Here is a 15,401-nt window from a genome sequence, read left to right as displayed (position 1 = left end):
GACAAATCAAAAGTTCTGGCAAGCACCGACGCAAGTGTCATCACACCGCTAAATCCTGGTAATTTTTCCAGCATCCGCAGTGTTCCAGTTGTGCCAGCACCGCGCTACTTTACCAAGGAAGAAGCGGACGCTATGAAGGACTTGGCTAAGGAGAAAACAGACGGTGCAAAACAGTCTAAACGCGCCTATGAAGCGCTGGCAAAAGTCGAAGAAGCCGATGCCAAAGTTCACCGCCATCACCGCAAATACGAGGGTGTTGTTGCCGACAATGAACTGGGTAAAAAACGCTCAGACACTCGACTGGCTAAGCACTTGCACAGCTTGCGTCCCGGATATGCCCGACTGGGTTTAGGGATTGACAAGGCTGACAGCGATGCCCGTACTCGGATTGATGAAATTAAAGCCAAACTGACGGGAGGGGCTAACTAGATGAAAGCGATGTATCTGGCTAACTACTTCGTTGCCGGATGCGTCGCTTTCTCCCTTTTAGGGTGGATAGCGAGTCTGCATCCGATGGCAATGAAAGCCGTCTCCTTCCTGTTAGCAGCGATTGCGATTGCTTGGGGTTTAAGCTGGTTGCTTGACTACTCCCTGAGTAAGTTACTCAAGATTTCAGTGGCTGATTTATATGCAGTTTTAATCGGTGGTTTAGCGATGTTGCTGATTGGTTTGGGGGTGTTTCTATGCAGCTAAAACTGTTCGTTTTGAGCGCGTCCTCTGTCGTGTTGTGGCTGACTCCACTAGCAGCACTAGACAAAAAGCTAGACACTCACAAAGCACTGCAAGGTGTTAGTTTGTGTGCTGCAATTGCTTGTGCAGTATCGGCGGGTAATATCGCACGTAAACTGTCTGAGCAAGGGGAGATTGAGGCGATTAAAGAGCGGGCAATCACTGCTGATGTGGTGGATGAAATCTCGACAAGCGTATACATTTCTCAGAAACAAAGACAACAGGAAGCAGAACAAATTCTGACAACAAACGAACGAACAGACGAACAAGAAGCAGAACTCGATTCGATAAGAGAATCACTAGAACTGCTACTGAATAAGACTTCTGGCGATTCTGGCGAACTCGCAGTCGTGAATTTATCCACTAGGCAGCGCGAACAAATCGAACTAATTCTGCAATGTCACGCGAAGGGCATCACCGGCAAGAATAAAATCCTTAAAGAAGTTTGGGGAGTGTCAGCCGGCAGTAGCCAAGCCTACCGGGACGCGAAGGCTGAGTATGAGTTTTTGATGCCGTTTGTGAAGGGGGAAAGTGATGACTAGACAGCCGAATATTCCAACCACAGCAGCCCTAAGATTGACTGGTACTAAGTCAGAAATAGAGTTAGTGTTGGCGGTTTTGCGAGGTAAAGATTTCTTCTGGAAAACTAACGGCAAGTTCTACCCGCAACGGGGGGAGGACAATCAGTACGCTTACTACCTCAACGACTTGCAATTACCTCAGCTTGGGGTAGCAGTCCCGCCAACACTAGGGGAACCACAACCTCGACTGTGGGACGCGGTGTTGGGTGGTCAGGGTGCAGAAAAATCCGTCCGAGATTTCGGACAAGAGTCCCTCTGACTTGGCGGCGCCGAAAGCCTTGTTCTGACTCACTCGTCTAGTGCTTTTACCTTTAAACCCGACGAGTGAGTTTTGGTAGAGAAACGGTACGTTTTTTTTACGTTTTCGGTTCGTTGCCGGGACAAAATCTGTCCGAGATTATCAAGTGCGACTTGTCGCTTAAAATGTTCGATATGGATGTGAAATGTATTTACGGGTTCATCAAACGAGTCAAGCGCAGTCTAAAGCCTTTCTGGAATGGAGGGGCCGGAGAATCTCTTGTGGAGTTTGGAGAACGCAGCCGGGAATGGAATCCGAGAAAGATGAGGTTCTGGAAATACATTTGCTGCACAGTCCGGGGGCAGATGTTGGCAGAGATAAGGTATCTCATCAACAAGCCTGAGAAAACTCCCGAAACTCGTCTTGAGTTTGCTAAAGAATCTGTAACCGTAGACACCGACATTCAGTTACCTATTCGAGCAACCGATCGGGCGCCGCCATCCTTCTCAATCTTTATCCCATTGCCTGACGCTGAAATAGGTGGCTGTGCTCGTAACGACAGCTTAATCGCACCCCTAGTCAACTAGCGGGGCGGTCTCTCCTGTGCCTTAAATTTTCAACAAATCTAGACACCAAAAAACCGCTGCTTTCAATTGAGACCTGAGCGCAACGGTTTTAGGTAATTCACTCATCCCTTAGAAAGACGAGACAAATCATCATGTCCCACAATATTAACTCGAATGACGGGCAAACTTCAAGCACCCGTGGAAATCTTGTTCGTGTAACCAAAGACAATCCTTGCCTGCACTGTGGCAAGTCTGACTGGTGCTACTCCATCGGCAATTTATCAGTCTGTAACCGTGACCAACCGCCCACTACTGGCTGGGAAGCTACCAGCAAGTCTGATGCAGACGGTCACATCTTCTACGCTCCAATTCAAAAGAAAGCCATCCGACCCGCGGATACTCGCTACCACTACTATCCCGGTCGCAACGGCTCCACATTTGTCAGGGTACGGCGGGTTGATTTCGGCGACGGACGCAAGAAGGATATCAAGCAACAGCACTGGGACGAAGACAAGAACGACTGGGTGATGGGTTTGGGCAAAGTTGAACGTGCCAGCATCCCGGTCTACCGCTGTGCCGATGTCCAAGATGCGATCGCAAATAATCAACTTGTCTTCATCGTTGACGGTGAATCGTGTGCTGACATTTTTTGGGATTTAGGTTTAGCCGCTACTACTAGCATCGGCGGAATGGGTAAATGGCGAATCACTGACACAAGCGATTTACAGGGTGCGAAGGTTGTTATAACTCCTGACCGTGACATACCAGGGGTTGAGGATGCGGCCAAAGTTTCACAACATTTCCCAGACGCTCAGTGGCTGTACTGTGACCCTGACTCTTGGGTTTGGGACAATCTGCCAAAAAGTCAGGGGTTTGATATCAAAGACTGGATTGACAGCGAAAAGCTTAACGCTCAAGACATACTAAATTTCATTACTCCTCACCCGCGCACGCGAAAAGAAGTAGTATGCCAGAAGTATGACAGTAGTGAGAACGACTACATCCCAGACACCGCGCCCGCTCCAGAACAAAACTACATTCAAAAAGCTCTCGCAGCGCTGTATCATCCTCGTGATAATTGGGCAGCGATAGGGCAGCAGTTGTTTGAATTTACTGGCACTTATCACGAGCTGCGACCGGAGGCTGGGGAGAAGCGGCGAATTTTTGATTGGTTGAGTACCTACTCTGAGTTTGTAAAAGGGAAGCACCGCTGCAACCGCGCTAATTCTGCCAGTGTTAATGAGGTTTATAGCTCCCTATTGGTTGCTGTGGGCAAGCTTGTTGAAACCATTAACCCTGATGGGTTGAACACTCCTGATGGAGTGGTAAAAATCAATGCTGACGGTTCTCATAAGCTTATACCGCATGACCCCAAACGGATTTACACATATGTTGGGTGCAAGTATGACCCCGACATTGACCCGACAGATTGCGATCGCCTTTTGGAATGCTTGGAGCCGTCGCAGCGTGAGGTATTTTTGCGGACTGCTGCTGCTGCGTTGAATTTGAAGCTTGTCCGCTCCAAGCTGACGGGACGGGGCGTTAAAGGCTTGCTGTGCCACGGCGAGGGGTCTAACGGTAAGGATACATTGCGGGCTGTGTTGTCCGCTGTCTTTGGGCGGGGGATGACCGGGAAGTCGCTGTCAGACTTCAAATCCTATGACAATGGCCGCAAGTTCTCTCTAGCAGGAATTGAAGGAAGTATTTGTAACTGGGCTTCGGAGAACACTGCAAAAGTAGACCTCGACACCATCCAGAGTCTTAAACAGTTGATTACAGGTGACACTCTTGATATTGAACGCAAGGGCAAGGATGGTTATGAGTACAAGCCTGCGGCCATCTTTTTAGCCAACTGCAACAAACTACCGTCCATCACCGGGGGGACGGCTGCAATCGATGACCGCTACAGCATCCTGAGCTTCGGGAAAACCTACAAGCGTAACGCTGACCCGTCTCAGGGTGAATTAGAGGCTGACCCGCGCTTTAAGGATGATGAGAACTTTATCCTTGAGCGGATTGCGCCGGCGATGCTCAATAAGATGTTGGAGCGGTTGCCACTGTTGTTGAAAGAGGGGATTGACTACAAGGCAATTCGTGAGGCGATGCGAGAAGCTCAAGAGGAAAGTCGGCACTTGTGGCAGTTTGCGCGCGAGGTTGGTTTGGAGGTTCAGTCTGGCGGTCGCGTCTGGGTTAAAGATTTGTGGGAGCAATTGCAAGATTGGTATGAGGATGCAGGGATTCTAGAGCGAGAGACTAGCGGCACCAAGGAGAAGTTGATTTGGAATGAACTTCCTAGTAAGTATGACGCTCCTGTAAAAGCTATAAACCAGTTGGGGTCAAGGTTTAGCGAGATTTTCCCTAAACTCCAAGTGTGTCGCCATAATGAACGAGACGAGATGGAACGGAAAGGGCAAAGATATTTGCTTGGCGTCGGATTTGTACACACCTCACCGCAAACTGCAAAAACTGCGTCACCATCGTCTCCAGTAGACACAGTAAGGAAAACTGCGTCACCAAAAAATACTGGTGACGCAGTTGGTGACGCACAAACCCTTATCCAGGGCGGTGGAGACGATGGTGACGCAATTTCCTCACCTTTTAGTCAGGTTTGCAATTTACTCTCTCAACTTACCGACAGCGAGCGCGAGAAACTGGTAAAAATACTCACTCAATCTCCGCAAGCTCAGCCCCCATTAAAACCAGAGTCAGAGCCGGCAGTGGCATCAGTACCTGAAGTTATCAGCCCAGAGGACGCGGAAAAAATGCGAGATATTGCACTAATCTGGTGGCCAGAGTACCGTTCTGAACATTTACAAGCCCTGCTTACTCAACTGTTCGGATGGAATACGCCGGGACGGAAATACAGCATTGCTACTATCGCTGACTGGCTGGAGGGAGAAGACGAGTTAGTCCGCGAGCGGATTGCTGAACTCATCCGTCTCCAAGGAAAAATTTAGCCACTGCCTGACAACTGACGGCTCAATCCCATCCCCCTTAATTGGGGGACTTTCGTGTCTACAAGTTTTGTAGACAATATGTTGACACTGTAGACAGCTATCAGTTACTGTAGACAAATACTGTATACAGGTGTCTACAATGAGTCAAAGTCAAGTCGTATCATTCAGAGCATCCGGTCACTTCCTGAACTGGATAGAAGCTCAGAAGCTAGACGGTGAGTCGCTTAGTCAAGCTGCACAACGCATCCTCAAAGAAGTCTCAGGCACGTCTACACTGTCTACAGTGCATCTGTCTACACTGTCTACAACACCTACGGATTTGTCTACACGAAGTAATGATAGCGTCGCGTCTACAGAAATTGTAGACACTGTAGACAAGGTTGTAGCCGATCGCCTTGACCCCGTGATGGAACGGATGGCCGCCATTGAGGAACGGCTGGGAAAATTGAGTGCCTGAGTGACGGCAACGATGAATCACTCAGGCAGGAATTGAAAGCGGCCAACAAGCAGCTTGCAGAATGGGATAAGGAACTGAATGAGTTACACGAGCGCAACGGCGATTTAGGACTGAAGGTGCAGATGTTGGAGCAAGAGCTCAAGGAAGCGCAGCGCGATCGGGAAGCAAATAAAAACTCAGCTCCGACCGTCGCAAAATTTCCAGAGCCAGCCGACCTGCTCAACCAGTTGATAGCCAAGTACGAAAAGAAGAAAGCCGAGGGCATGAAACCTAAGAAACCTACCGCATCGCTCGCAGACATCGAGGGGATTCTAGAACTGCTTGTGGGGGAACCCTGACTTACTACTGGAAGCGAGGCCTTCTGCGGGGAAGGGCTGACTACGGTCAAAAAAAACCGTAGTCAAACCGTAGTCAGTTGATACTCAGTTTGGTCAAATCGTAGTCAAATCGTAGTCAATTTCTAGTCAAATAGACCCCTTGATAGCCTCAAAAATCAGCAATAAAAAACCTCAAACCGTTGATTTATCGTTGGTTTGAGGTTCTTATAGACGCAAGCGGACAGTGGGACTCGAACCCACGACGTTCAGCATGGGAAGCTGACATTCTACCACTGAATTACGCCCGCGCTTAGTGTTTTTTACCTGTTTTCACTTTGTAGCAATTACGCTCAAAAACGACTATAAAACATTATACACCTATTTTCTGATTTGGATCAGGCGATTTTGAGTGTAAGCTGTGGAGCATTTAAACCAGTAACGAGGCTAGTAGGGTGCGTCAGCTAGAACCCTTACGCTGAAACGGAAAACCTTAGATGCTGACGCACCTTACGCAAGTCCTTTAAATGCCGAACAGCTTAACAGGACTTAGGCACTCCGACCAAAGAAACCGGGTTTTTTACCCAATCTAGCGGTTTCAACAAAGTATTTTCGTAAAAAACCCGGTTTCTGAGCCCCATGCGTAAGTCCTCTGTCAATTTTGCGTGGGCGCGATCGCCCCTCCACCCGACAAAAAAGTCCTGCACCAAAGGCAGGACTTAATCTGGCTTAAATACCCCGTCAATCTCTTCTCTTAGTCTCGCGTTGCGCGGACTTCGTTTGACAAGAAGCGGTTTCAACCGCCGATCGATCGAGGGGGTGGGTTTTCAACCGCCGATCGATCGAGGGGGAGCGAACTTTGCCCTTAGACGAAGCGCAAAGAGGTGCTGTCAATAGCCAGGAAAGAAACTGATTGGACGATCGCAATCAATTCATCCGATCCCGAAGTCTTCTTAAAGATAGCGGTTCCAGCAGGCAATCCTTCGGGTGAAGCACCTAACTGGTAAGTGCTAGGAGCACCTTGAAGTTGGAGGATATCTTCAGTCGGGTTAAAACCGACAATCAAAGCGTAGTCGCCTGCGCCAGTGCCGGTATCGTTGCCATCGTTGTAATAGAACTTGGTGGCATCTCCCAGCAAGAAAGTATCATTGCCTTCAGCGCCAATCAGCGTATCGATTTCGCCTCGCCCTGGGTTAGCAGCAGTGCCGTCAACGCCACTGAGAATGTCGTTGCCTTCTTTGGCATAGAGGAAATCGTTGCCAGTACCGCCCAGCAAAGCATCGTTATCTTTACCGCCGTACAGGGAGTCATTACCAGCGTCGCCGGCTAACGTATTGTTGCCTAGATCGCCGCTGATGGCATCGTTACCGTCGCCGCCATACAAGAAGTCGTCACCTTTTCCTCCTAACTCAATATCGTTACCGCTGCCTCCAATCACGGTGTCATTGCCGTCGTTGCCAAATAGGAGATCGTTGCCGTCGTCGCCAAATAAGGCATCGTCTCCTTTGCCTCCGAAAAATGTGTTGTTTTCGCTATTGCCGATTAAGGTGTCGTTGCCTTTGTTGCCGTAGACGGGACTGTTAGCGTCGATCGCAATAATCACGTCATTGCTGTTGCTGCCGATGTTCCCTGACGCTGAGCCTGTCGGTGCGGGCGCGCTTGTGACTGTGAGTGCGATCGGAAGTGCGATCGTCACAGGCGGTGCGGGAGTGAAAACGGGTGTAGGTGTTGTAGCCGGTGTGGGCGTCGTAACTGGTGTGGGTGGCAGCGGTGGGAGTGCAACCGGTGTTGGCGCGGTGGGTGTCGGCGCGGTGGGTGTTGGCGCTGTGGGTGTTGGCGCCGTGGGTGTTGGCGCGGTGGGTGTTGGCGCGGTAGGTGTTGGCGCGGTGGGTGTTGGCGCTGTGGGTGTTGGCGCTGTGGGTGTCGGCGCTGTGGGTGTCGGCGCTGTGGGTGAGTCTGGTAAATTAGCAGCCAGAATGTCGCTACCAGAGAGGTTGTTGAGGGTTTCGATTAAGCCAGCACCCGCGACAGTCGGGGATGCACCGAAGAAGTCTAAAATCACCAAGTCATCAGCAGGGTTGGCGATTCCGTCTTTGTTGATATCAACTACCAGACTGGTACCTTGGCGCCCCAACCCCTGAGTTCCCGCCGCCAGCAGCGACAGGGAAAGGTTTGTGCTGGTGCCGAAACCTATTTGCACATTATCTATACCCTCAGTATCCTGAATCTGACTCGACTTGCTGTTGGAGGAATTGTATAAATCGTTACCTGCACCGCCTCGCAGCACATCAGTGCCTCCATTACTGCTGATGTAGGAATTCAGCGTATCGTTACCCGCACCGCCTTCTAAAGTGCTGTTGGAACTACCTACACCGGTAAAGAACAAGTCATTGCCATCTCCCCCTAACAAGAGGCCACCACCATCCAAGATATCATCGCCCATACCTCCATCCAGGGTGCTATTGTTGCTGCCGCCACGGATGTCGTCATTTCCTGCACCCCCGCTGAGGCTGTTAGTACCGGCATTGCCCTTGATGGTGTCGTTGTCGGCACCGCCATCCAGCGTGTCATTGCCGTCGCCACCAAAGAGGCTGTCATTCCCCCCACCACCACTGAGGTTGTTATCTCCTGCACCGCCAACCAGGGTGTCGTTGCCTTCTAAGCCTGAGATGTTGTCATTGCCTTCTAAGCCTGAGAGGTTCTCATCACCGGCAGTGCCTATGAGGTTATCATCGCCGGGAGTACCTGTGGTTACATTGAGTCCGCCTGCTATCGTAGCCTCAGTGAGATTAGCAGCGAGGATTGCTGTACCAGAAAGGTTGTTGATGGTTTCGATCAAGCCAGCACCCGCGACAGTCGGGGATGCACCGAAAAAGTCTAAAATCACCAAGTCATCGGCAGGCTTTGCTATCCCGTCTCCGTTAATGTCAATCAGTAGGCTAGTACCTTGTCGCGTTAATCCAATCTTTCCAGGCGACAAGGATAGAGAAACATCTGTGCCCTGGATATCGAAATTGCCAACAAACAGCCGATCTGTGCCATCGGTATCCTGAATCTGACTCGTTTTCCCCCGTGGAGCTAGATAGTAATCGTTGCCGATTCCTCCTCGTAGCACCTGGCCGGTATTCCCATACTCGGCATCGATCGTATCATCGCCAGCACCCCCATCTAAGGTGCTATTTGAGGAGCTATAAAAACCGCCATAAATAGAGTCATTCCCGTCGCCGCCAAACAAGCTATCGTTGCCCAAGTCTGGCTCGAGAGTATCATTTCCTGGACCCCCATCTAAGGTGTTATTGGAGCCAGAACCAATAAGTGAGTCATTGCCGTCTGCCCCAAAAAGGCTGTCGTTGCCTAACCCGCCCTTGAGAGTGTCCTCTAAGGATGTACCCAGAAATATTGCCATGTTTTTCCCTGCTTAGTGTAAACAGGCGAGGGCTAATTTTACTTAGCTACTACGCCCTAATTATCTCTCAGTGCTTTTTCCCAATAATTCTGCGAATTTTCCAAAAAAGTTTTTTTGGCATAATTTGTTTCATTTGCGACAAAAGATGCTATTGCTTATAGCCTATCGTCACCAAAAAATAACTGAATTACAGCACTTTGAGATAAAAGCCGCCACAAAGATTGTAAACTTTAAAGATGTAAAAAAAGCAAATTATTTAGAGATGGCGGCATATTCTATTGACTTACCACAGAAGATACTAAGTGCGTGGCAAAACAGAGATTCACTCTTGAAATAAAAGAGCGCCAAGGCATAGAGGTAAGTATATCAAGTTTGTCCCGCACTCTTAACGGCTTAAAATTAAGGCGTAAAAAAAACTTGAGTAGCGACTGAGCAAGCTACAGAACTTGTACAAAAATTGCGCTATGAATGAAGGCGTTGGCTAGATACTATACACATCAAAAACCACGTATTCATTGATGAAACAGCGGCAGCCGATCGCACAACCGAGCTATGATGATACGGCGGCGGACGAGCAAATTGTCATCGCCACGAAAACCGGCCCCGAACCTTGACAAAGAGTTAGCGGCTTCTGCGCGCACATTCCGATCGCGATCGAACTGCATCATTTTTAACAGCGCCGCCAAAGCTTCCGCAGTTGGACTATGCCGCAATCCCATCGCCACGAACGATCGCACCATAAACTCCCCATCCTTCACTTTCCTCAGCAACCTCGCTAGCGCCACCGCAGAGTCGCACTTTCTCACAGCCGTTACCCCCCGCAGCCTGTCTTGAGAATCCGAACTTTGCAGCGCTGCTGGGATTTTCCTCATTTCTCTAAGTCAATTAAAATATTTTTTTGTTACTTTTCTTTAAGATTTTAGCCAAAAGTGCCGGATTTTGGGAAAATAAAAAATTCAGTTATTAGATTGTGTCTGCAAATTAACAGCCTCAAACTTCAACACCAGAAGAAGTTCAGGAAGCAATTGCTGAATTTGATCAATATTGGCAACCGCTAATGGATGATACTCTGGAAATGACTCAAAAGGTAAAAATGCCCCAGCAAGCAGTGATGAAGCAGTTAAAAAAATAATCCAGAGAGAGTTTACATCGACGGGGCGGTAGGGAATTTGCGTGAAGCGAAGCTATCCCGCTCTTAATCGCCTCAAACTGCCTACCTAAAAACGAGATTAATTGCGGTTGTGTATGATGTTCTGTTTTTTTAATTTTTTCTACTTAATTGTACTGTTTTGTTTCCCCGCAGCTTTTCCCGATCGCCAATCCTTGAGAAGATCCCAAAAGATTCCGGTTGGAAGTTAATTGAGGAGTTGGCGCATTTAGGGAACTCCACTCGATCGCAAACATTCATAGAATTGCTACGATCGCAGAATCTGCAAAGTTAACTGATTCTCCACTATTAACAGTACAATTAGTACAATTTATAAGGGATTTCCCGTTTCAATCTTGTCCCCCGCTAGGAAAGGGGGAACTCCCAAATAAGAATTTTAAAATCGCTTGAGCGCACCGACCGAGTTCGCCTAGAGATTATATCGGCAGGTAGATGACTCATTATTCATTTTGATATATATATATATATATATATATTAAAAATAAAGGCAATATAACTATAATGCGCCGCCCGGAAGGTATCTGGTAAAAAAAATGAGTCAGAATAAGTATCCCAAGAAATCTCGACCTAAAGCTGGTATCAAAACAGCTCAAAAGCAGGACAATCCAAACGACTTATTTCCTGTAGTCGCAATAGGAGCATCTGCGGGTGGATTGGAAGCCTTTATGCAGTTACTGAGCCATTTGCCGATCGATACCGGCATGGCGTTTGTAATAATTCAGCATATGTTGCCGAATCAGGGAAGTGGCTTGAGTTTGATTCTGGGTCGATCGACCCTGATGCCCGTGCATGAGGTGACAGATGGGATGCTCATAGCACCGAATCAGGTCTACGTTATCCCCTCGAATTTCAGCATGACCATCGAGCGATCAGTGCTGAAGCTAACGCCTCGCGGCAAACGAAAGGGGGTATTTATGTCTGTCGATATTTTTATGTTTTCCCTCGCCGAAGAACGGGGGAACAAATCCATCGGCGTCATTTTGTCCGGGGGCGACAGCGATGGTGCCCAAGGGTTAAAAGCGATTAAGGCCGCAGGCGGTATTACTTTTGCCCAATGTGAAGATACGGCACAAGTTAGCAGTATGCCGAATACTGCGGCGGCTACGGGTCAGGTAGACTTTATCTTGCCACCGGAAAAAATAGCCTATAAAATAGCAGAGATCGGCCGTCATCCCTACATGATGGCATCTTCACTTGCGATCGCAAGTGAAGATGCGATCGCAAGTGAAGATGCGATCGCAAGTGAAGATGCGATCGCAAGTGAAGATGCGATCGCCATGATCTACAGTTTGCTGCGGGCGGCTACAGGAGTTGACTTTACTCACTACAAACAAACCACCTTGAAGCGGCGGATACATCGGCGGATGTTGCTCTACAAGCTGGAACGGATCGAACATTATGCCGAATATCTCCAAAGCACCCCGACAGAAGTAACGGCGCTGTATCACGATGTCTTAATTCATGTCACCAGCTTTTTCCGCGACCCCGAAAGCTTTGAGGCCTTAAGCAGCAATGTTTTTCCCGCAATCGTCAAAGATAAATCGCCGAAAAAACCGATCCGAATTTGGATCGCCGGCTGTTCAACGGGTGAAGAAGCTTACTCGATGGCCATCTGCTTGCTAGAGTTTTTAGCAGCTCGATCTACTAACCTGCCGATTCAGATTTATGCCACAGACATCAGCGAAAATGCGATCGCGATCGCTCGCACTGGCTTTTATACCAATGCCCAAGTCGCCGATATTTCACCCGAACGCCTAAATCGGTTCTTTGTCCCAGTCGAGGGCGGATACCAAATCGCTAAGCCCGTGCGCGAACTCTGCGTCTTTGCTAGACAAAACCTGATCGGCGATCCGCCCTTTTCGCGGATGGATTTGATTACCTGTCGGAACGTGCTGATCTATCTGACACCCCTGTTGCAGAAAAAACTGCTGCCAATGTTCCACTATGGGCTTGGGCCCGCGGGCTTTTTGCTGTTAGGCACTTCGGAAACGGTTGGAGAGTTTTCAATATTGTTTGCGGTATTCGATAAAAAGAATAAAATTTATACTAAAAAACAGGTGACGCATTGGCTTAGCATGGATTTAAATGCTAGCAACTACCCTCTGACACCACCCAACCCACCAGCGCAGCAAGCGGAAAGATTGGAGGAAATCGAAATGGAAAAAGAGGCCGATCGCATTGTTTTGAATCACTATGCCCCTGTCGGGGTCGTGATTAATACAGCCAGCGAGATTCTGCAATTTCGAGGACAGACGAATGCCTACCTAGAACCGGCTCCCGGTAGAGCGAGCTTTAGCCTGCTGAGAATGGCAAAAGAAGGATTGCGCGTGGAACTGCGTACTGCAATTCAAGAAGCCTCACATCATAAGCAGCCGATCGCACGGGCAGGCTTCCAACTTAAAGACGGCGCTCGCCTCCGGCAGGTCGGAATTAATGTGATTCCATTCCAAGCCGGCGCTGCGGCAAAAGAGTATTTTTTAGTGTTGTTTCAAGAGGAGTCCGCGATCTCTGCAATGCCTGCTGCTGCTGACCAGGAGAGAGTCAACTCTGATCATTCACAGGGTGAAAGTGAGGAGATTGCAAGGCTGCTGCAGGAACTGAAAACTACAAAAGAACATCTCGGAGCGATCGTCCAAGAACATCAAGCCGCTAATCAAGATTTGAGAGCCGCCAACGAAGAGATTTTGTCGAGCAACGAAGAGTTGCAAAGCATGAATGAGGAACTCGAAACCGCGAAAGAAGAGATTCAGGCAACCAATGAAGAACTCAACACGATTAATGACGAATTGCAGCGGCGCAATTTGGAATCGACTGAGGTGAGCAACGATTTAGAGAATCTCCTGACCAGCATCAATATTCCGATCCTGATGCTGGGAAACGACCTGCGAATCCGCCGGTTTACTCCCGCAATCGAACGCATATTCAACTTGATTTCTAGCGATATCGGGCGGTCTTTGAGCGACATCACTCACAAGTTGATAGTACCGGACTTAGAGCAATGGATTTTAGGGGTGATCCGCACCCTCAATTTGAAAGTTCACGAGGTTCAAGATCGAGACGGTCGTTGGTACGAGCTGCATATTCGACCCTACCGGACGCTCGACCACAAGATTGATGGGGCGGTGCTGATGTTGGTCGATATCAACGAGCTAAAAGTCAGCGCCCAGCATTTGATGGAAGCGAAAAATTACGCCGAAACGATCGTGGAAACCGTGCGGGAACCTTTGCTAGTATTAGATCTCAACCTGCGGGCGCTCACCGCCAATCGTTCTTTCTACGAGACGTTTCAGGTGATGGCGAGCGAAACAGAGCACCGATCATTTTTCGATCTCGGTAATGGACAGTGGAATATTCCCAAGTTGCGATCGCTCCTCAAAGAAATTCTGGCAGGCAGTGCCCAGTTTAAAGATTTTGAAGTCGAGCATAACTTTGAGCAGATCGGGCATAAAATAATGCTGCTCAATGCCCGCAAAATGCCTCCGGTTGGCAATACACAGATGATTCTGTTGGCGATCGAGGATATCACCGATCAAAAACAGTACGAGAGAGAACGCAGCCTTCGGATTCAAGAACAATCGGCCCGTGCGGCTGCTGAGGAGGCCAACCGCATCAAAGATGAGTTTTTGTCCGTCCTCTCTCACGAACTGCGGACGCCGCTGAATGCGATGATTGGCTGGGCACAGTTGCTGCGCGTGAAAAAATTTGACGAGGCTAAAACCCAGGAGGCGCTAAAAACGATCGAGCGCGCAGCCAAAGCACAAAACCAGCTCATCGATGATATCTTAGACGTTTCGCGGATTACCACAGGCCAATTTCGCCTCAATGCTTCTGAGGTTGAGATCAATCCACTGGTTGAAAATGCGATCGGGGTAATTCGTTTCGCGGCAGAAGCCAAAAATATTCAAATTGAATCCAGGCTAAGTCCTTTAAAACCAAAGATTTTGGCCGATCCAAGTCGCTTACAACAAGTGGTGTGGAATCTACTTTCAAACGCGATTAAATTCACCCCAACCGGAGGAAGAATTGAGATCGCATTAGACTACATTGATGGCATGGCTCAAATCCAAGTTAGCGATACTGGTAAGGGCATTAACCCTGATTTTCTCCCCTATGTGTTCGATCGCTTCCGTCAGGCGGATAGTAGCTACTCTCGCAGAGACGCTGGATTGGGGCTAGGATTGTCGATCGTCCGTCATTTAGTAGAACTCCACGGCGGTACTGTTAGTGCAACAAGTCCGGGTGAGGGACAAGGGGCAACCTTTACCGTGAGGTTGCCGCTACGAACAGATATCCCATGATTGTTAACTGTTGATTGTTGACTGTTGACTGTTGATTGTTGACTGTTGGCTGTTGATTGTTGGCTGTTGACTGTTGACTGTGAGTCAAAAAAAGTGAAAATTGGGCTATACCGGTCGATCGATCGCGATTTTTGTAGGGGCGGGTTCACCCACAATACCTGCCAATAATTAACAATCTTAAAAACCCGCCCTGACCGGGATATTATGGTTAATAGTTAATCGACCTGACATGATATCATATCGTTTCCGGTTGCATCGGAATGATTTAACCGCAGAGGGCGCAGAGAACGCAGAGGGAGAGAATACAGAGATGAATAATTCCGATGCTACCGGACATGATATCATATCATGTCCGATCGATTGACCGCGATTAAAGGCTTAGGAAGGGTTTACAGATTTTCCCGTTTCTATTCAATATCTTGGCTCACGGGCCCCTACAGGAATCATGGTTAATTGACCGGACATGATATCAGTTCTATCCCCAAGAGTTAATTATGCAATCCCCGTAGACCTGCGTAATATTATGTCCAATCGATTAACCATAATATCCCAGCCGGGCGGGTTTTTGAGATTGTCAATTATTGGCAGATATTGTTTGTGAACCCGCCCCTACCTGCTTTCGGGCGAAGCGAAGCGGAGGGAATCGACCGGACATGATATAATCGAAATATTGGCAGTGGTTATCTG

Annotated in this window: 12 protein-coding genes and 1 tRNA gene; 9 read left to right on the top strand and 4 right to left on the bottom strand. The window is 48.6% G+C overall.

Annotated elements, in window-relative coordinates:
• From QUA00_RS26010 to QUA00_RS25975, 8 genes are all read left to right on the top strand, one after another.
• A partial coding sequence (locus tag QUA00_RS26010) for a hypothetical protein (RefSeq protein WP_333409247.1) occupies positions 1 to 429 on the top strand: 429 nt, incomplete at its 5' end.
• A complete protein-coding gene (locus tag QUA00_RS26005) occupies positions 430 to 693 on the top strand; it encodes a hypothetical protein (protein WP_333411674.1) in 264 nt (87 codons plus the stop codon).
• Positions 684 to 1,271 (top strand): hypothetical protein, encoded by a 588-nt coding sequence (locus QUA00_RS26000; protein ID WP_333411673.1) that lies wholly within the window; start codon positions 684 to 686, stop codon positions 1,269 to 1,271. The genes QUA00_RS26005 and QUA00_RS26000 overlap by 10 nt, the downstream gene beginning before the upstream one ends.
• Complete coding sequence (locus QUA00_RS25995) at positions 1,264 to 1,569, top strand: hypothetical protein (RefSeq protein ID WP_333411672.1); 306 nt, start codon at positions 1,264 to 1,266, stop codon at positions 1,567 to 1,569. Before QUA00_RS26000 ends, QUA00_RS25995 begins: the two co-directional genes overlap by 8 nt.
• Before the next feature lie 65 nt (positions 1,570 to 1,634).
• Positions 1,635 to 2,135 (top strand): hypothetical protein, encoded by a 501-nt coding sequence (locus QUA00_RS25990; RefSeq protein ID WP_333411671.1) that lies wholly within the window; start codon positions 1,635 to 1,637, stop codon positions 2,133 to 2,135.
• Positions 2,136 to 2,266: 131 nt separating this feature from the next.
• The gene (locus tag QUA00_RS25985; protein ID WP_333411670.1) at positions 2,267 to 5,071 is read left to right on the top strand and encodes a DUF5906 domain-containing protein; all 2,805 of its coding nucleotides are present in this window, start codon (positions 2,267 to 2,269) and stop codon (positions 5,069 to 5,071) included.
• Between the two features lie 139 nt (positions 5,072 to 5,210).
• On the top strand, positions 5,211 to 5,528 hold the full coding sequence (locus tag QUA00_RS25980; protein WP_333411669.1) for a hypothetical protein: 318 nt from the start codon (positions 5,211 to 5,213) through the stop codon (positions 5,526 to 5,528).
• 32 nt (positions 5,529 to 5,560) lie between these two features.
• Entirely contained in the window at positions 5,561 to 5,866 is a 306-nt protein-coding gene (locus tag QUA00_RS25975) for a flagellar alpha dynein (RefSeq protein ID WP_333411668.1), read from the top strand.
• A 215-nt stretch (positions 5,867 to 6,081) separates the two neighbouring features.
• Here QUA00_RS25975 and QUA00_RS25970 read toward each other — a convergent pair.
• From QUA00_RS25970 to QUA00_RS25955, 4 genes are all read right to left on the bottom strand, one after another.
• Positions 6,082 to 6,153, bottom strand: a tRNA-Gly gene (locus QUA00_RS25970).
• A 554-nt stretch (positions 6,154 to 6,707) separates the two neighbouring features.
• Positions 6,708 to 9,248, bottom strand: a complete 2,541-nt coding sequence (locus QUA00_RS25965) for a calcium-binding protein (protein WP_333411667.1) — start codon at positions 9,246 to 9,248, stop codon at positions 6,708 to 6,710.
• A gap of 512 nt (positions 9,249 to 9,760) precedes the next feature.
• Positions 9,761 to 10,120, bottom strand: a complete 360-nt coding sequence (locus tag QUA00_RS25960) for a HEAT repeat domain-containing protein (protein ID WP_333411666.1) — start codon at positions 10,118 to 10,120, stop codon at positions 9,761 to 9,763.
• Between the two features lie 403 nt (positions 10,121 to 10,523).
• A complete protein-coding gene (locus tag QUA00_RS25955) occupies positions 10,524 to 10,652 on the bottom strand; it encodes a hypothetical protein (RefSeq protein ID WP_333411665.1) in 129 nt (42 codons plus the stop codon).
• A 297-nt stretch (positions 10,653 to 10,949) separates the two neighbouring features.
• On the opposite strand from QUA00_RS25955, the gene QUA00_RS25950 reads away from it, so the two are divergent.
• Complete coding sequence (locus tag QUA00_RS25950) at positions 10,950 to 14,714, top strand: chemotaxis protein CheB (protein WP_333411664.1); 3,765 nt, start codon at positions 10,950 to 10,952, stop codon at positions 14,712 to 14,714.
• Positions 14,715 to 15,401: the final 687 nt, after the last annotated feature.

This window comes from Microcoleus sp. T2B6, assembly GCF_036700475.1.
GTDB lineage: Bacteria > Cyanobacteriota > Cyanobacteriia > Cyanobacteriales > Microcoleaceae > Microcoleus.
Note: the sequence above shows the minus strand (reverse complement) of the source record. Positions and strands in the feature narration are given on the sequence as shown.